This window comes from Candidatus Liberibacter solanacearum CLso-ZC1 (assembly GCF_000183665.1).
Lineage (GTDB): Bacteria > Pseudomonadota > Alphaproteobacteria > Rhizobiales > Rhizobiaceae > Liberibacter > Liberibacter solanacearum.
Genome location: NC_014774.1, coordinates 32,927 through 52,057, shown reverse-complemented (window position 1 = coordinate 52,057; position 19,131 = coordinate 32,927). Strand labels below are relative to the sequence as shown.

Below are 19,131 nucleotides of genomic sequence, written 5' to 3'. Positions count from 1 at the left end.
TAAAATTGTGTTTTTAATCTGCTGCAAGTCATGGTTTGTGCAAATCAATATCATGCCAAATATTCTCGAGGCTTGAAACTAAATGTTCTATATCGGAATCGGTATGCAAAGGAGTAAGTGTGACACGTAATCGTTCTTTTTTTCTTGCAACGGTTGGATAGTTAATTGGTTGGATATAAATACCAAATTCTTTGAGTAAAACATCAGATATCCATTTGCACTTTTGAGAATCGCCGACCATTATTGGGATAATGTGACTTTCATTTGGAATGCAAGGAATAGCCTTTTTTTCTAGGGTTTCGCGGAGATTTTTGACACGTTTTAGATAAACATTTCGTTCGCAAACATGTTCTTTGAGGTATTGGATTGAGGTTATGGCAGCGTTAGCAATGGCTGGTGGTAAGGATGTGCTAAAAATAAAACCAGAAGCAAAAGAGCGTATGAAGTCACATAAACTGGCAGAAGCTGCGATATATCCACCAAATGCGCCAAATCCTTTTGCAAGAGTACCTGATATTACGGTGATTCGATCCATAATTCCTTCGCGCTCAGATATTCCTGCGCCTCGTTCCCCGTGGATTCCAACAGCGTGCACTTCATCTATATAAGTTATAGCGTGATATTTATCGGCAAGATCGCATATTTTTTTAATAGGAGCGATATCTCCATCCATTGAATAAATAGATTCGAAAATAATCATTTTCGGGGTGGAAAGGCTTGTTGCCGCAAGATGTTTTTCGAGATCATCGAGATCATTGTGTTTCCATATAACTTTTTTACACCGAGCTTTCTGAATGCCCTCAATGATAGAGGCATGATTATGAGCGTCGGAAAAACATACTATATTATCGATATGAGAGCAGAGGGTTCCGATAGTAGCCCAATTTGCAGTATAGCCTGAATTAAATATAAGAGCAGATTCTTTGCCATGAAGATCAGATAATTCTTTTTCGAGCATAACATGATAATAATTTGTTCCCGCGATATTTCGGGTTCCTCCGGCTCCAATGCCGCAATTTTCAAAAGTTTTTTTGGCGCTTTCTATGACTTTTAGGTTTTTTCCCATTCCAAGATAATCGTTAGAACACCATATGGTCACTTTTTTGGATCCTTCGGCTGAATTATGGGTCGCATAAGGAAAGCGGCATGGATCGTATGCAAGTTCTGTAAAAACACGATAGCGTTTTTCACGATGTAAATAGTTGATTTGATCTTTGAAAAATTTTTCAAAATCCATTTTGATTTCTTCTCCCTTTAGAAATCCTGAGAATATGCTGTAGCTATTTTCTAGGATTAATGTAAATCAAATGTTTGTTGATATTTAAAATCAAAACAACCTAATAAGATCAAGTATGTAGATTAAAAAGATTGAGTCTTTTAGAGCAATACAATGGGATTGTTCTTTGTTATAGTAAATTATTTTGCAAAGTGGTTTTGCGTTATATAAAGGGCAACAGCTGCGGCATTTGATACATTGAGAGATTTGATGATGCCGGGCATATTAAGATGAGCTATAGAGGTTGCTGTTTCTTGGGTTTTTTGACGCAATCCTTTTCCTTCGGCTCCTAAAATAAGAGCTATTTTATCACTTTTAATCTCTTTTTCCAAGGGGTTATTGCTCTCAGAAGAGAGTCCTATTGTTTGAAATTGCCACGCATGTATTTTGTGTAAGGCGTCTGTGAGGTTGCCAATCCTAATGTATGGGATATGTTCTAATGCACCTGAAGCAGATTTAGCGAGAACCGCTGATTCGCTGGGACTGTATCGTCTGGTTGTAATGATTCCACCGCATCCAAAGGCGACAGATGATCGTAATATAGCACCTACGTTATGGGGATCATTGATATGATCTAATATGATGATCAGCTGACTGTTTTGAATTGTATCAAGTGTTGGAGAAGACAAAGGAGTGGTTTCTAGTGCAAGTCCTTGATGAACAGCTTCTTTCCCCACAATTTGGTCTATTGTTGATGGTGATACTATCTTAACAGGAAAAGGATGGGGGCGATTAGCATCCCAATTTAAACGTGTTAAAGAATTACGCGTTGCTAGTAATTGGAAGATTTTCCTTTGGGGATTATTGAGTGCTGCCCCTACGGTATGAATTCCATATAAAAATAAATTGTTGGCTTGGGTTATGTGTTTGTTTTGCAATGTATCTTTTTGATTAATTAATTGTATTTTTTTTCTGTCACGGTAATTTCTACGCAGTTTAGCATAGTGTGAATCTTTCGGAGAAGATATTTTATTATTTTTGTTAGGAGGCATTAATTTCATAATTGTATTGTCCTCTGAAGGGGTTTTTGTTTGAACTATCATAGTGTATCCATGATAGAAGTATTTTAGTACATTGATTTTGGATATTAATGTTTTTTAAAAAAGAATTTGATCATTTTTATATGTTGTCTTGACAGTGATGAGCTTAGAGACCATAAGATTATTTAGTACGGTATATTTGATGTGGTGTATAGTAGGAGGGATGCCCGAGTGGTTAAAGGGGGCGGACTGTAAATCCGTTGGTTTATCCTACGTCGGTTCAAATCCGACTCCCTCCACCATTATTCCATTTTTTCTATGTGCGGGTATAACTCAATGGTAGAGTAGCAGCCTTCCAAGCTGAGTATGCGGGTTCGATTCCCGCTACCCGCTCCATGTTATTCTATATTTTAGCTTTGCTATTATAGATTGACTGTTTATGTGAAATGGTTATTTTATCCATTATTGAATTTTAATTTTTTAGAGTTGAGATAGGGGTGCCATAGATATGCCGTTTCTTTCTAACATTTTTCGTAGTGCGAATCCTTCCGCTACCATTGCTGCAGCGCAAAAGGTACGTGGTTTATTGTCTAGGGGTATTAGTGTATTGAGTCTTACGGTAGGAGAGCCTGACTTTGATACGCCGGAAAATATTAAGCATGCTGCTGTACGTGCTATGGAAAGAGGTGAGACAAAGTACACTCCTGTGGCAGGCATATCTCAGTTGCGAGAAGCAATAGTTGAGAAGTTTAAGAGAGAGAACAATCTTCATTATACATCGGATCAAATTATAGTTGGCGCTGGCGCCAAGCATGTTATTTTTAATGCTTTGATGGCTACAATTAATCCGGGTGATGAAGTATTGATTCCTAAGCCTTATTGGGTTTCGTATCCTGAGATGGTAGCGCTTTGTGGGGGTACATCTGTTTTCATTGATACGAAACAAGATGATAATTTTCAAATTTCTCCTGAGAGCCTTGAGCGAGCTATTACTCCCAAAACGAAATGGTTGATTTTAAATTCTCCTTCCAACCCTTCTGGGGCAGTCTATTGTGAGAATAGATTGAAGGTTTTGGCTGACGTACTAATCAGGAATCCGCACGTTTGGATTATATCTGATGATATTTATGAGCATATTATTTATGGCAATGGTCAGTTTAAAAATATTGTAAACGTTGAACCATCTTTGTATGAACGCACTCTAGTTGTAAATGGTGTTTCTAAAGCATATGCGATGACTGGCTGGCGAATTGGTTATGCTGCTAGTGTGTCAGATTTGATTAAATCAATGGTTTTTTTTGCAGGGACAACAGACATCGGGAGCTTGTTCTATAGCGCAATGGGCAGCTGTTGAAGCTCTTAATGGGACGCAAGACTTTATTTTGAAAAATAAGAACATTTTCGAATATCGTCGAGATTTTTGCGTATCTCAATTGAACGGAGTTCCGGGTATAAGATATAGGATCCCTGATGGTGCTTTTTATTTGTACCCGTCGTGTAAGGATCTGATTGGGAAGAAAGCTCCTTCTGGGAATATTATAAAAACAGATCTAGATTTTGCAAATGAACTTTTGGAGGCGGAACGAGTGGCCGTAGTTCAGGGTTCGGCTTTCGGTTATGGCCCAAGTATTCGTATTTCTTATGCAGTATCCAATGCTATTTTAGAAGAAGCGTGTACACGGATCAAAAGATTCTGTTGTTCTTTAAAATAAAAATATTTTTGTGGTATAGCATTGGTGTCTATGCTCTTATAGATACGTGTTTTTTATTTGATTCACTAGGCAAATAAAGGAGCAAGGGTATGGGTCAGATGTTTCTTGATTCATAGCGTTTGGAACTTGACATCTTTCAGATGCTAATTGTTAGTATTCGTTGTGAAGATCGTTTTTAATTTTCGTTTTTTTGTTTACTTTAAATGAGAATGTTTTTTTTCGTATTATAGTAATATTGACAAATGGGGTACATCTAAGCCATAACTGTTATTCGCGGGCTAGACGTGATTTTTTCGCGGGGTTCTGTATGGTGAAATTATCGCAGTAGTGGTGAATTTAATTTCTTCTGTTGAATCTCTTTAAAACTTGTTTCTTTACATGTTGGGTGTGGGATGGCTAGAATTTCAGCTTTCCTCTTCCATGGTTTGGTAATTTTTTATCGTTGTATTGGAATGAGCCATAGTGTATTTTATCGTTGTATTGGAAAGAGCCATAGGATAGTTTTTGTATTTGTTGTCGTATTGGAATGAGCCATAGGGATGGTTTTTTCCTTTTTGTTGAAATGAAGTTATTGAGTGTTTAGGTGGCAAACTTTATAATCAGTTAGATTATAAATTTTTTGAATGATACAAAATCGTTTTTGATACTAGAATTCATTTTCTTTTGGTAGTTTTGTCATTCATTCCCCTTTGAAATTTGAATCAACTGTTATTTGCGTATTTGCATTGTAGCTTGATCACTAAGCACTAGTATTTGAAGTATGGAAAATCGTTATATGAATATTTTTGAAGATATTCCTCAAGTTATAGGAGATGCACTTTCTGAACGAGGGTATGTTAATTTAACAGCAGTTCAGAAGGCTGTTCTGGATCCTAATTTGAGGGATAAGGATATTTTGGTTTCTGCTCAAACAGGCTCTGGAAAAACTGTAGCCTTTGGATTGGCATTAGCTTCTAATCTCCTTGAAGGAAAGGATCGTTTCGGTCCTGCAGCTGCTCCTCTTGCACTTGCAATTGCTCCTACGAGAGAATTAGCTATGCAAGTTGGGCGTGAGCTGGAATGGCTTTATGCGAAAACAGGGGTTGTCGTTTCGGTGTGTATTGGAGGTGTTAGTTTACATCGTGAACGTCGGGATTTGCAAAATGGATCGCATATTGTTGTCGGGACGCCGGGTAGGTTATGTGATCATATTCGGGGTAAGGGCTTAAATATGTCTCATCTCAAGGCTGTTATCCTTGATGAAGCTGATGAGATGCTTGATTTAGGTTTTCGTGATGATATAGAATTTATCCTTGATTCTTCTCCAGAGAAGCGGCGCATGTTAATGTTTTCTGCTACTATCTCCTCTGCTATCACGACGTTAGCTAAGAATTATCAAAAAGATGCCGTGCGTATTAATATAGCTAGTGAGAACCGTCAACATAGTGATATAGATTATCGTGCAATTTTGGTATCGTTAAGTGATCGTGATAATGCTATAGTTAATCTATTGCGCTATTATGAAGCAAAGAATGCAATCGTATTTTGTTCTACGCGTGCATCTGTATCGCGTTTTACTAGAGTATTAGGAGAACATCTGTTTCAGGTTGTGGCTTTGTCAGGAGAATTAAGTCAACAGGAGCGTAGTAATGCGCTTCAGATGATGCGTGATGGGAGGGCTCGAGTATGTATAGCAACAGATGTTGCTGCGCGTGGTATTGATTTGCCAGACCTTGAAATAGTTATTCATGCTGAATTATCATCTAATCCCGAGAATTTATTGCATCGGAGCGGTCGTACAGGTCGAGCGGGGCGCAAGGGAGTAAGTGTTTTTGTTGTCCCTCAAAATATGCAACGTCGTGCTGAGCGTTTGTTTAAAGAAGCTAATGTTTCTGCTACTTGGGAATCGGCTCCTTCGGTAGAGGCAATAATGGAGCGTGATTCTCAAAGAATGCTTCATAATCCATTGTTGATAGATCCTATCCAAGGGGATGAGAAAAAGTCGATTGGTGATTTGTTGGCAAAACATGATCCTGAAAAAATAGCAGCTGCTTTTCTGCGCCTTAATCGTGCAGGAATGTGTCCTCCAGAAAAAATAAAGGCTGTTTCTTTGAGTACAGGTAGAGATCGTTTTCGAGATGATTCTAGGGATTCAAGATTTGGGGGAGCATCTCGAGATAATTTTAGAAATTCCTCTTGGTTTTCTTTGTCTATAGGGAGTGAACAGAAAGCTGAAGCTAGATGGTTGATACCTATGTTATGTCGTAAGAGTGGGATTGATCGACATAGCATTGGAGCGATTCGTGTGCTGCCTGATCAAACTTTTATTGAGATTGCGGAATCAGGCGTAGAGTTTTTGCGTCGTCCTGTGAAATTAGATAAGGGTATTACAATTAAGTATTTGAATGGAGAAAAACCCGATTTTAGGGGGGGGAGATCTTCTAGTTTTAGATCTCGGTCTAATTACGATAATACGAATAAGAGGTTTAAGAAGTTTAAGGGTGCTTCATAAGTAGATTGGTATGATATTTAAAATTTTTATGCCAATGTTACTTTTAAATCATTCTGCCTTTCAGGAAGATGCGTATTGATTCCATAAATGTTGGATTTATAAAGTTATATCTCATTAAGCTTCTTGTTATAGCTTTTTGATACTCTGCATATGTGATCGACGCATTATTTCTGTTGATCTTCTAGATCGATGTGTTTTAAACCTACTCGAAAGTAATCATGGCCGCTGTAAATGGTCAGGATTGCTGAGATCCAAAGCAGAATAGTCCCAATTCTTGTTATATAGGGTGTCCAATCTTCACAAGAAGGTCCTGCTAGTAAAAATCCAATAGATATCATTTGAATGGTAGTTTTGAATCTTGCAATGCGTGTAACGGGGACGCTTACTTTTAGTTCAGCAAGATATTCTCGTAATCCAGAAACTAGAATTTCGCGACATAAAATTGTTATAGCTGCCCATGTTGAGTATCTGTTAATTGTTCCATCTGCCGTCATAAGGAGAAGGACAGAAGATATAAGCAGTTTGTCGGCTATAGGGTCAAGCATGCGACCTATATTGGAAGTTTGATTCCATATTCTTGCAAGATAACCATCAAAAAAATCAGTAATTGAAGCGATGATGAAGAGTAAAAGGGCCACCCATCGTAGGAGATGTGGGCTTGCAAGAAATTCTATTTCTTTAACAAAGAAGCACAAGGCGATCAGTGGTACGACCAAGATACGGCCATAAGTGAGCATATTAGGAATATTATAGTAACGGTAAGCCATTTAGTCCTCTTAAGGAAACCCGATGGAAGTGACGAAAGACATATCGTATGAAATGATTTTAAGCATGATCGATATTCAAAGTTATGTAGATTTACATTGGGTATTTTTATGGAAATGAGTGTAAATTTTACAAGCTATTTTTTTCGAAATTCCTTCTGTTGATGCGAGTGTTTCAGGAGAGGATCGAGATATCATTTTGACTGTTCCAAATGATTGGAGAAGTGAGCGTTTACGCAAAGGTCCAATGCCATTAATTTCTTCAAGTGGATTATAAGATGCTTTTTTCCGACGTTTTCGATGAGTAGTAACAGCGAAACGATGGGCTTCATCACGAAGCTTTTGAATAAAATAAAGAACAGGATCACGCATATGCAACATCAGTTCTTTTCCATTTTCCACAAAAAATTTTTCCATTCCAGCATTGCGTTGTTGTCCTTTGGCAATACTTATAATCGTAATGCGATTCTCAATATTTAATTTTTTGAATACACTTTGTGCTGCAGATAGTTGCCCTCTACCTCCGTCAAGGATAACGACATCTGGCCAAGAAGGGAAGGAATATTCCTGTTTTTTAGGAGGGAAATTTGAATTTTCTTCATTTTTAATCAATTGAGAGAATCTCCGCTCTAATACCACGCGCATCATAGCACAATCATCTTGTGTTTTGACATCATCTGGATGCAAATTAAATTTTCGGTACTGGTTTTTTATAAGTCCACTTTCTCCAGCCACAACCATACATCCAACAGCACTACACCCCATAACATGGGAATTATCATATATTTCAATGCGTTTAGGAATATATGGCAATGCAAATTTTTCTGCAAAATCTTTTATCATTGCTTGATGAGATATCTCTAAGGCAATTTTTTGTGCATGAGAGTTACGTGCATTTATAAGGGCTTGTTCAATAATTTTTTTCTTTTCTCCTTGCTTAGGAATCGTAATTTTGACTTTATGTCCATATTTTTCACAAAAAGATATTTCCAGTAGTTGAGATTCTTCTGCTTTTTCGGATAATAAAATACTTTCAGGGCAAGGTTTGTCTTCGTAAAATTGTCTCAAAAAATAGCTAAAAATTTGCGCATTAGTTGATTGAGGATCTGTCTTTAAAAAGAAAGTATAGGATCCTCTGTTTTGTCCAAAGCGAAAAAAGAAGGTCTGTATACAAGCAATGTTTTTATCATGATAGAGTGAGAAACAATCCATTGTCTCATTAATTGATTCACTATGATTTTGGATATGAGAGAGCGCTACTAGTCTATCGCGATGTATAATTGCTGATTCATAATCTTCTTCTAATGTTGCTTTATTCATTTTTTGGGCAATTTTTCTCTTTAGATCATGGTTGCGTCCAGAGAGAAAATCCTTAGCTTCATAAACGAATTCCATATATTTTTCTGCGCTGATTTCTCCTGTACACGGACCAGAGCAGCGTTTAATTTGGAAAAGTAAGCAGGGTCGTGTTCTACATCCGAATATGTTGTCGGAACAACTGCGCAGGAAAAAAGCGCGTTGGAGAGAATTAATGGTTTTTTCTACTGCGTCTACAGATGCAAAGGGGCCAAAGTAGCTTCCTTTCATCACGGGAGGACCTCGATGTTTATACAAAGATGGAATTTTATGCTCATCTGTGATGATAATATAGGGGAAAGATTTATCGTCACGTAATAGTATGTTAAAACGAGGTTTCAAGCGTTTGATCATACTTGCTTCTAGAAGAAGGGCTTCTACTTCTGTGCGAGTTGTGGTAAAGTTCAAATTCCTTGTTTGATTAATCATGCACATAATGCGATGCGTATGATTGTTTAATTGGGTATAACTTTTCACTCGTTTTTGAAGGTTGTAAGCTTTGCCTACGTATAAAACTTTTCCAGCGGCATCTAACATTTGATAAACTCCGGGAGATTCCGGTATTTGTTTGCTCATTTGTGCGATGATATTCATGCCTTTTGTTTTGTGTATGTTGTAATGGGTCATTTGGACAATACTAGTTTTTTTTTGTATTTTGCTTGCACAGTTAAAGAATAGCCTCGTCTTCTAATTAAGGCTAAACGTTTTTTCAATTTAAAAATTTTAAATGAAAAATTTTATTTAAAACTATAAATTAGTGTGAGTTATATTTTTGGGATTTGCAATATTTAATTAATTATTTTATAGTAAATTGAAGTGAATGATGTGTAATATAGACTTATAATGATAGCCTTGTGGTAACATATTTAGATTATCATAATGTCTGATAGATCTGAGAATGGTGTTTCTTAGAAATAGAAGTGGGCATGTTGCGTTTTTGCAACTATTGTTTTTTTTTTTATATTTTAGGAAATATAAGAAAAGGCGTTCTAGTACTTGTATTATAGTCGTTTTTGGTGCATGTCTTTTCTAAAGGGTTTCTATATTTTTCTAGCCTTGTTGTTTATTTGTTTTTGACAATGATGGGGATGGTTTTTAGGAGCTTTCATAGTCTTGATTTGTTTGAGGCGTTTTGATTAGATCGCTTTGAGTATGTCGCTTCCTTTCGGGGAGGGGATTTTTTTGGTAACCGTGGAGAATATAATAATGAAAAAATTTTTTTTAGCCGTTGGAGTTTCTACTCTTACTCTTGTTTCTTTTAGTGCCGTTCAGGCAGCTGATGCTGTTCAGCGTCCTCAACGTCGCCAGCATGCTTCTGTTTCTCGTGGAGTGGTTCCAACTGTTGTTTCTGCTAATCGTTACGTTTATTCTCAGCAGGGCATTGAAGGTCCTTATGCAGGTATGAGTATTTTCCATGAAAGAAACTTTTCCGGTAAAGATCATAATAAGGATATTGGTGGCTCTCTTTTTGCTGGATATAACGTGCAAGAAGGTGATTTCTTTTACGGTGCTGAAGCAGATGCTCGTTACTCTCATGATATTGCTTCTAAGGAGCATAAAGCCGCTAGACTGGATCAAAAGGATGATGCTGCAGTTTCAAAAATGTATCATGCTGCTGATTTTTCTGGTTCTCTACGCTTCCGTGGAGGATATGAAATTGCAGCGCCTGTGGTAGTATATGGTACTGTAGGTGTAGCTGCTGTTCATAAAGCTTCAAAAGCTCCAGCTGATGCTGCTGCTTCTCCTGCAAAAGCATTTTATATCGGTGGAACTGCAGGATTGGGTGTTGAAAGTGTACTTGTTGACAATATTATAGGTCGTGTAGAATATCGTGCTACTAAGTACTCTGGTGTTAGTCATTTGCAAAACGTCGTTTCTCTTGGTTTGGGAATAAGATTTTAGTATTGCTATTGATTACAAGATTGGGACCGGGCTTCAAGCCCGGTTTTTTCTTTTTAATTCTTTTCAAGTTACTTCATTTATATAAAAAACTTGATTTTTTTATGCTCAATATCCATTGATCTTTGAATATTCATGATCATCACGTGTTAAGGTTATGATTGATACGAATTTAGGAGAAGGGTAATTTTTTCATACAATATATTTCCATCTTTTGTTTATCGAAGGGTTGTTCCTAACATTTTTGATTTTTTAGCATTTATCTTGGTTATGGGGATAATGATTATGCTGTTTCGTAGTGTTCAGGAAACAACAGTGCCGTGTGATATTGTGGATATTGTTCCTATTACACTTGATGTGTCTTCCTTGCCAAAATATGCATCTCGCACTACCTTGCGTATGTTGATTGCAATAGTCGTTTCTTTGTTATTCACATTCATTTATGCTACTCTTGCTGCTAAGAGTCGTCGTTTAGGTATGGTTCTTATTCCTATCTTGGATATTATGCAATCTATCCCTATTCTTGGATTTTTAACATTTACAGTTATCTATTTCATAAGTTTATACCCTGGAAGAGTCATAGGGGCTGAATTTGCAGCTATTTTTGCTATTTTTACCAGTCAAGTATGGAATATGACGTTTAGTATGTATCAATCACTGTGCAATATTCCGAAAGATTTAGAAGAGGTTTCTCGAAGTTTCCGGCTTTCTGGTTGGCAAAAATTTTGGAATTTAGATGTTCCTTTTAGTATACCAGGATTGGTATGGAATATGATGATCTCAATGTCAGGGGGATGGTTTTTTGTTGTAGCTGCTGAAATGATTGTAGTTGGTGATACTGTAATATCTCTTCCAGGAATTGGATCTTATGTCGCGTTAGCCATTAAAGAGCGCAGCTTAGTATCTGTTTTATATGCAATGTTGACAATGGTAGGGGTCATTCTTCTCTACGATCAGTTATTATTTCGCCCTATAATTGCATGGTCTAATAAATTTCGTTTAGAGAGAACGACGGCAGTCCATTCTTCTGATCCTTGGGTTTTATCTTTATTCCGAAAAACAAATTTTTTGCGTTTTTTGGGGCATAGTTCTTACAAAATTATCCTTCCATTATCTTGTAATTTTAATAAATTATATCGTTTATTTAATTATATACAGTTTTATTTTCCAGATAATTTAGGTCTTTTTAGTTGTAATAAAAAGATATCGTATATATTAGATATTATCTGGTTTCTCGCAGTATATAGTATTGCAATGGGCATAGCTTGGAAGTCTTTTGAATATATCATAGATAATTTAGGTTATTACGATATTTTGTATGTGTTTTGGCTTGGATGTATTACCATGTTACGGGTAGTTATTCTTATTATTATTGCAACAATTATTTGGGTTCCTATTGGGGTCTGGATTGGTATGCGTCCCCATATTGCGAGTAAAATCCAACCTTTTGCACAGTTCTTAGCTGCATTCCCATCTAATATTTTTTTCCCTCTCGTGGTTTCTATTATTTTTTATTACGATCTTAATCCTAATATCTGGTTATCATCATTAATGATACTCGGGACTCAGTGGTATATTCTGTTCAATATCATTTCTGGGACAAGTGCTTTCCCAAATGATTTTAAAGAAGTGGTGCAAAGTTTTCATGTTACGGGTTGGTATCGGTGGAGATATGTTATCCTGCCGGGTATTTTCCCTTTTTATGTTACAGGGGCTATTACGGCATGTGGAGGGGCATGGAATGCTAGTATTGTTTCTGAAGTTGCTAGTTGGGGAAATATATATCTTAGAGCGACGGGTTTAGGTGCTTATATTGCTGAATCCACAGAAAAAGGAAACTTTCCAGAAGTTGCGCTTGGTATTTTAGTCATGTGCTGTTTTGTTTTATTCTTGAACATATTTCTATGGCGTCCTCTTTACCGATATAGTGCACGTCACTTACGTTTTAGTTGATAGTTGTAATTTTGGAGTTTTGAGTATGATTAATATTAAAGCTAAGACTCATTGTTTGTTAGAGCTTAGAAATATTTGTCAAAGCTTTTTCCTTAAGAAAATGTCTAGTAATCTTCTCGTACTTGATAAGGTTAATTTTAATGTTAATTCAGGTGAGATTGTTGGATTATTAGGTCGTTCTGGTTCTGGAAAATCAACTGTATTACGCATTATAGCAGGATTAGTCTCTCCATCTTCAGGTCAAGTTATCTTTCAAGGGCAAGAAATCAAATGTCCTCCAAAAGACATTAGTTTGGTATTTCAATCTTTTGCATTATTTCCATGGTTGACTGTATTAGAAAATGTTGAATTAGGTTTGAAGGCAAGAGGAATAGATAAAGAAGAGGGGCGTAAAAGAGCATTATCGGCAATTGATCTTATAGGATTAGATGGCTTCGAATCGGCTTATACAACAGAAATTTCGGGAGGTATGCTTCAGCGTGTTGGTTTTGCACGTGCTTTTGTTGTTTTTCCTAGTTTGCTTTTAATGGATGAGCCATTTTCTGCATTAGATGTCTTGACCGCTGAAAATTTGCGTACTGATATTATAGATCTGTGGAGTGAAGGTCGGCTTCCTATTAAATCTATGTTGATGGTGACTCATAATATTGAAGAGGCGGTGTTAATGTGTGATCGTGTTTTGGTTTTCGCATCTAATCCAGGTCGCATAGCAGAAGAAGTTCTTATTCCTATTCCGCATCCACGCAATCGTCTTTCTCCTGAATTTAGACAGATTGTTGAAAAAATATATTCTCTTATGACTAAAAAAGAGGAAATACGATTTAATTCTTTGGAAGCTGAACCAGCTTCAGGAATAAAGATGTTTCTTAGACACGTTTCAACAAATCTATTGTCAGGGCTTATTGAAGCTATTATGGCTCCTCCGTATAATGGTAAAGCCGATCTTCCAGAGCTAGCAAATAGTTTGCAACTTGAAGCGGATAGACTTTTTCATATTGGAGAATCTCTTCAATTGTTGCGGTTAGTTCATTTGAGTGAAGGGGATATTACATTAACAGAATCAGGGAAAAAATTTGCAAATATTGATATTGATTCTCGCAAAAAGCTTTTTGCAAAGCATCTTTTGCAATATGTACCTTTAGTTAACCTCATTCGACGTGTTCTTGATGAGCGTAGATCGCATAGTGCTCCTGTTGCACGATTCCGGAATGAGCTGGAAGATTATATGTCTGAAGAATATGCACAGGAAACGATTGATACAGTTGTATCATGGGGGAGATATGCAGAATTGTTTTCGTATGATGAACAGACTGAACTTTTTAGTTTTGATAATCCACAGTAATATTTTTATTGGTATTAGCTTTTTTTATTTTTCTTATGTTATCACGTGTTTAACATAAAATAAGGGGGATTATAGCTTTTGAAATAATTATGGATTATGGATGAAGGGTCTTTTTATATGTTTTTATCATCTTCCCATAATTGTTTTAATGATATGCGATAATTCGGATAGAGTAGTCGAAATCCAAGTGACTTAATTTTTGCATTTGATATTCTTTTATTATCTGCATAAAACAATCTTGTGATAGGAGATACCTTGGCTGTATCAAAATATTGTTCTAATGGAGGATTTACTTTCATGAGAGAAGCTGCTTCCATTATTACGTTTTGAGGGGGGGAAGGTTCGTCATCACTGACATTAAAAATACCTCCAAGGTTATTCTTCATAAGAAAAATAACGCATTGCGCAATGTCTTCTACACGAATTCTATTAAATACTTGATCTTTTTTAATTAATCTTACGGATTTTTTTTGTTTGATTGTTATAAAAGGATTACGTTTAGGTCCATATATTCCAGATAATCGCAAGATTGCTATTTTAATATCCAATTTTTTTGCTATTGAAATCCATTTTTTTTCTACTTCAAAGCGTTGAGTAGCAGTGTAAGAAATAGGATGTATAGGAGTTTGTTCATCAACCCATTGTCCTGCGCGATTGCCATAGACACTAGTGCTAGAAAGATATCCAATCCATTTGATATTAGGTATGAATTTATATAATTCTTCACCCATAGATAAAATACACGGATCGCTTTCAAATTCAGGTTTAATGCATTGTACGACGTGTGTAATAGAATAAAGCTTTTTTTGCAGCGTACTATTAATTTTTTGATTTGCAAATAAAAAAGCGGATATTCCTTTGTTTTTTAATGTTTGTAAATTGGATTCTGATCGTGTGGTGCCTGATGTATGTATTCCTATTTTTAGGGCAGCATCTGCAATGAACTGACCAGCATAGCCAGCTCCGAATATCATGAGATGCATTTTTAAAATCCTTATGTATAAGTTTTAGTAAAAAGTATTCAGAAAGATTCTATATTCTTATATATAAAAGAAAGATCAATACACGCTTAAAAATCAAGATTAGTATAATGAGGAACGGGGGCTAATCCTCTTATCCGTTCTGAGAGTAAAGAGCGGAATGAAGGACGAGATTTAATACGTTGATACCATTCTTTAATAATAGGAGCATCGTTCCAGTCTATTTCTCCTAGATAGTCAAGTATTGAAATTGTTGCAGAAGCAGCAAAATCAGCATAACTAATATGATTTCCAGCAATCCATGCACGTGATTTTATCAACCATGTAATGTATTTTATATGTTGTCGCATGTTACTACGCGCTACACGTAGTATTTTTGAATCAGGGGATCCTCCACCTTGTTCAGCAGTCATATGTAACTTGTAAACGCGTTCACGGACTAAGGGTTTTGTCACATCTCCTTCCATTTGATGCATAAACCATTCTACCATCCTACGAACTTCAGCTTTTTGTAACGGATCATCGGGAAGAAGACGATTCTTTTTAGTAAGAGTACCGTATGTTTCGTCAAGATATTCAGAAATAACAACAAAACCACATAATGCGTGCATATGGTCATTGACATAAACAGGAAGTGTCCCTGATGGATTAAGCTCTAGAAATTCACGGCGTTTTCCCCAAGGATATTCTTCTACCATATCGGGTTTAAACTCATATTCACTAAGGATTAAACGTATGAAACGTGAACTAGATGACATTGGATAATGATAAAGTATGGACATTGTATCCTAAGTATTCATTTTGAAATTTTGGAAGTGGATATCAATTAAGATTGATTTGAACGTTCTTATTGTATTATGTACAGATGGTGGATACAAGATACATGTGTAATAATCAGGTAAAATATTGTGGGATATGATGTTTGAATCTTCTATAATTTTTGCACTTATTTTAGGTTTTGTTGAGGGAATAACAGAATTCATTCCTGTTTCTTCAACAGCTCATTTATTGCTTGCAAGTCGTTTTTTAGGCGTTGATTTAGGCAGTAGTTTTACTATTTTAGTTCAATTAGGGGCTGTTTTAGCTTTATTATATGTGTATTTTCATAGAATTATTTATATATTTTTTTCTTTTCCATATGATTCTTCTTCTCGTCATTTTGCCATAATTCTATTTTTTGGATTTCTTCCTGCAGGGATTTTAGGTTTTTTTGCGCATTATTTTATTAAGTCAATATTATTTAAAGAAACGATTGTTATATATATCAGTCTCATTGTTGGTGGTTTTATATTATTGGCAGTTGATCGTATACATTTTCAATCAAAATATTTTGATATTAAAAATTATCCCTTACTTTTAGCTATAAAAATAGGTTTTTTCCAGTGTCTTGCAATGATTCCTGGCACATCTCGTTCGGGTGCTACTATTGTTGGTGCGATAGTATTGGGCGCTGATAAACGTTCTGCTGCAGAATTTTCTTTCTTTCTAGCAATTCCAACCATGATAGGTGCTTGTGCATTGGATTCTTATAAGAATTATACTTCTATTGTGAATGAGATGCGTTCAGCAATTATTATTGGTTGTTTGGCTTCTTTCATAACGAGTTTGATTGTTGTGCGATTTTTACTAAACCTTATATCCAAGCGGGGATATACTCCATTCGCTGTATGGAGAATAATGATAGGTTTGATAGGATTGATTTCAGAAACTATTTTTTAAAATAGCTTAAGTTAGAAAGTCGTTAGAAAAAGAATATTCATCATTATTTTTTGTTTGTAGGAACATATTTTTGTTTTTTATCACGATGGGTTTCTTTGAAAACCATTTTTTTCCAAGGATCTTTTTGGGCAAGAATTGATTTAATATAATTTATATTTTCCTTAGCTTCTTCAGGGGATAGTTCATTTGATGCTATGTCATAAGCTTCTTCTGTCCTTCCTTGTAAACCAATGACTAGGGCTAAGTTTTGTCGTATACGGCTGTCAGCTCCTACCATTTTCGCAGCGTAGCGTAATTCTTTTTCTGCCATCTGTAGATCTCCTGTCAACAGATAAGACATAGCCATATTAGAAATAATGGAAGGCTCATTTGGAGCTAATTCTAGAGCTCTGTTATATTCTACAAGCGCTTCTGAGTATTTTCCCATTTGGGCAAGAATAGATGCTTTGCTAGATATCAATCTCCAATCAGGCATGTCGGGTCTTTGTGAACGATCGACAGCATCAAGAGCTTCTTCTAGATATCCTGCATTTGCTAGAGCTTTTCCATAGGCTGCAAGCACCTCTTGATCCTTAGGATAAACTATAGCAACTTGTCGCATGACGGCCAGTGCTTGTACAGTACGACCTACTCTTCTGAGTGCATCTGCATACATAATGCCTATCTGCTTGTTTTTAGGATGTGATCGGTATTTCTCGCCGATTTCAAACGCTACATTCAACAACTGTTCGTGACTCATATTTTCCAACGAATTGAGATCAGGAACAGATATCCGAGATCCGAAAAAACCACAACTAGATACTAGGAACAATGGAAGTAGAATAATTGCAGATCTAATCATTCTCAAAAAAAAATCACAAGAGAAAATAATGCGGGCACTGTTTTTATTTCCTTAATATTGTATATCGTAAAAATATGCGATAATTATTTGTCTATTTAGCAATACATGTCTACTAGAAAAAGCTATATATTACATGTTTATAAATGTACGCAATAGAAGATATTTTTTATAATATACAAGAATATAAAATATTACTTCCACTGCCACTATATCATATAGTTTATTAATATTCGAAGAAAAAAATTATTTTTTTATCTCTGATTTGCGTAAGGTCTGCGACGATGAAGAAACCTGGGATGCTGAGGATTGGAACGATGATTACATTTACGGAAAGAGGCAATTAAAAATCTTAATTTCACGTATGCAATCTTTGATAGAGAAGGTAAAGGATCAATCGTCCAAAGCATCAAGTGGCAAGAAAACATCTTAGATATTTTGAAAGGAAACAATGATCATGTTTAATTTCATGTTCGGTTTCACAACGTGTTTCCTACTGTTTTATGTGGTTTTTATTTTGGAAGAGGGGTGCCCCCCGAAGAGGAGTTTGAAAAGTATATATAGCCTACCCTCCGACAATTTTTATAAAATTTTAAATATTTGAAGTTTTTACTTTTTAGTTCTGCCGAAGCTCTAAAATCCTTATTTTTAGATAACGACTTTATCCCTCTAACCCATAAAATCATTGTCAATACTTATAAATTAAAATTGTTTAGGGGGGTATAGTGAAGATAAAATTAAACTAGAGCATGTTTTTATCTGATTTTGAATGTTTAGCTTTTATGTGCTAAATCACCTTGTGGTATAAATATTCGAATGATTCGGGTTTTTTTTTCTAGGAATCGTAATTGGCAATTAGATTATAGGGAGGCTTTCATCGAGCATAATAATGGCTAAAAGACAAGATCAAACCGTTACTAGGCAAGAGTTTAATACTTTAACCACTGAATACAAAGCCCTGTCCCTCAGGGTTGATCATATTGACGTCCTCCAAAAAGCATCAGAGGAGAGGGACAAGAAGTAACAACAAGGTATCAATGAGATTCTTAATATCTTCTACGGTTTAAAATGGTTCTTTGCATCCGTAAAGCACATAGCAATCATCTACGCACTCTATAATATAGGATGGCTTAAACAATGATGGAGTCGTTTCTTGCAAGTGGCCTATTTAGATTAGCTCTTCGTTTCATCCCCTCGGTATTTGAGAAAATAGCTGATGGTGTATTAGAATATCTGATGCAAAAACAATCGATTGAATATGATAAGACGAAGCTTGAGTTGGCACGGATTAACGGCTCTACTCAGCTAGATCTTGCAGATATTAAATACGCAATTGAAGAACTTAAAGTTGATCAGTCAATCAGATTAGCAAGAATAAAAGCCCAAAAGGTCAAGAGTGGTAGTGGTGTCAAATGGATTGATGGCTTTGACTCCCTTAATTCTACCTCTCACAACCTTTTTTTGGATTATTATTTATCCGTTATTGGTCTGGTGGAGTGTTAGTGTGAAAGAGGGCATCTTTGATAGAAGCCCCCTTTCGATCTTAAGCCCATTTGAACAAGATATTATCGCTTGTATTCTTGGTTTCTGGTACACCGATAAAATCGTTCAAAAGAAGCGAAGTTAGTTAGTTTCAGTTACTGGGTTACCAGTTATTGCAGCTATTTCAGCTTCTTTAGCTATTTCATCTACTTCAGCTTTTGTTTTAGCTTTTTTAGGTGTTCTAGGTTTTTTAACTACTTCAGCTACTTCAGCTACTTCAGCTACTTCAGTTGTTTTAGCTTTTCTAGGTGCTCTAGGTTTTTTAACTACTTCAGCTTC

The 19,131-nt window shown here is 35.9% G+C and carries 12 protein-coding genes, 2 tRNA genes and 2 pseudogenes; 9 read left to right on the top strand and 7 right to left on the bottom strand.

Annotated elements, in window-relative coordinates; all coding sequences use genetic code 11:
* Nucleotides 1-28: 28 nt before the first annotated feature.
* Together hemA and CKC_RS00255 are read right to left on the bottom strand one after the other, a co-directional pair.
* Nucleotides 29-1,237: a 5-aminolevulinate synthase gene (gene hemA / locus CKC_RS00260; RefSeq protein WP_013461462.1), complete on the bottom strand. Its 1,209-nt coding sequence runs from the start codon at nt 1,235-1,237 to the stop codon at nt 29-31.
* A gap of 179 nt (nt 1,238-1,416) precedes the next feature.
* Nucleotides 1,417-2,268, bottom strand: a complete 852-nt coding sequence (locus CKC_RS00255; protein WP_407059610.1) for a TrmH family RNA methyltransferase — start codon at nt 2,266-2,268, stop codon at nt 1,417-1,419.
* Between the two features lie 205 nt (nt 2,269-2,473).
* On the opposite strand from CKC_RS00255, the gene CKC_RS00250 reads away from it, so the two are divergent.
* The 4 genes and pseudogenes from CKC_RS00250 to CKC_RS00235 all read left to right on the top strand — a co-directional run bounded on the left by CKC_RS00250 (nt 2,474) and on the right by CKC_RS00235 (nt 6,459).
* Nucleotides 2,474-2,558: transfer RNA gene (locus tag CKC_RS00250), tRNA-Tyr, on the top strand.
* A gap of 20 nt (nt 2,559-2,578) precedes the next feature.
* Nucleotides 2,579-2,652 (top strand) — tRNA-Gly (locus tag CKC_RS00245).
* Between the two features lie 112 nt (nt 2,653-2,764).
* A pseudogene (locus tag CKC_RS00240) lies at nt 2,765-3,968 on the top strand (pyridoxal phosphate-dependent aminotransferase).
* A 775-nt stretch (nt 3,969-4,743) separates the two neighbouring features.
* A complete protein-coding gene (locus CKC_RS00235; RefSeq protein ID WP_013461458.1) occupies nt 4,744-6,459 on the top strand; it encodes a DEAD/DEAH box helicase in 1,716 nt (571 codons plus the stop codon).
* A 164-nt stretch (nt 6,460-6,623) separates the two neighbouring features.
* Here CKC_RS00235 and pgsA read toward each other — a convergent pair whose 3' ends face one another.
* Both pgsA and uvrC read right to left on the bottom strand, forming a co-directional pair.
* A complete protein-coding gene (pgsA, locus tag CKC_RS00230) occupies nt 6,624-7,226 on the bottom strand; it encodes a CDP-diacylglycerol--glycerol-3-phosphate 3-phosphatidyltransferase (RefSeq protein WP_013461457.1) in 603 nt (200 codons plus the stop codon).
* Nucleotides 7,227-7,307: 81 nt separating this feature from the next.
* On the bottom strand, nt 7,308-9,155 hold the full coding sequence (gene uvrC, locus CKC_RS00225; RefSeq protein WP_013461456.1) for an excinuclease ABC subunit UvrC: 1,848 nt from the start codon (nt 9,153-9,155) through the stop codon (nt 7,308-7,310).
* 630 nt (nt 9,156-9,785) lie between these two features.
* Between uvrC and CKC_RS00220 the strand changes: the two genes are divergently transcribed.
* The 3 genes from CKC_RS00220 (at nt 9,786) to CKC_RS00210 (ending at nt 13,773) form a co-directional block, all read left to right on the top strand.
* On the top strand, nt 9,786-10,481 hold the full coding sequence (locus CKC_RS00220) for an outer membrane protein (RefSeq protein WP_013461455.1): 696 nt from the start codon (nt 9,786-9,788) through the stop codon (nt 10,479-10,481).
* A 282-nt stretch (nt 10,482-10,763) separates the two neighbouring features.
* Nucleotides 10,764-12,431, top strand: coding sequence for an ABC transporter permease (locus CKC_RS00215; protein ID WP_013461454.1), 1,668 nt, complete (start codon nt 10,764-10,766; stop codon nt 12,429-12,431).
* Between the two features lie 25 nt (nt 12,432-12,456).
* On the top strand, nt 12,457-13,773 hold the full coding sequence (locus CKC_RS00210; RefSeq protein ID WP_013461453.1) for an ABC transporter ATP-binding protein: 1,317 nt from the start codon (nt 12,457-12,459) through the stop codon (nt 13,771-13,773).
* Nucleotides 13,774-13,886: 113 nt separating this feature from the next.
* Here the strand turns inward: CKC_RS00210 and CKC_RS00205 are convergent, their stop codons facing one another.
* A complete protein-coding gene (locus CKC_RS00205) occupies nt 13,887-14,756 on the bottom strand; it encodes an NAD-dependent epimerase/dehydratase family protein (protein ID WP_013461452.1) in 870 nt (289 codons plus the stop codon).
* Between the two features lie 86 nt (nt 14,757-14,842).
* Nucleotides 14,843-15,535, bottom strand: a complete 693-nt coding sequence (locus CKC_RS00200; RefSeq protein ID WP_013461451.1) for a glutathione S-transferase family protein — start codon at nt 15,533-15,535, stop codon at nt 14,843-14,845.
* 136 nt (nt 15,536-15,671) lie between these two features.
* Here CKC_RS00200 and CKC_RS00195 point away from each other — a divergent pair, with 136 nt between their 5' ends.
* Nucleotides 15,672-16,472, top strand: a complete 801-nt coding sequence (locus tag CKC_RS00195; RefSeq protein ID WP_013461450.1) for an undecaprenyl-diphosphate phosphatase — start codon at nt 15,672-15,674, stop codon at nt 16,470-16,472.
* A 43-nt stretch (nt 16,473-16,515) separates the two neighbouring features.
* Here CKC_RS00195 and CKC_RS00190 read toward each other — a convergent pair whose 3' ends face one another.
* Nucleotides 16,516-17,313 carry a tetratricopeptide repeat protein gene (locus CKC_RS00190; RefSeq protein ID WP_013461449.1) on the bottom strand — a complete coding sequence of 266 codons (798 nt, stop codon included), beginning with the start codon at nt 17,311-17,313 and terminating at the stop codon, nt 16,516-16,518.
* 1,134 nt (nt 17,314-18,447) lie between these two features.
* Here CKC_RS00190 and CKC_RS00185 point away from each other — a divergent pair.
* Nucleotides 18,448-18,937 (top strand): annotated as a pseudogene (locus tag CKC_RS00185) (hypothetical protein).
* The last annotated feature ends 194 nt before the right edge of the window (nt 18,938-19,131 follow it).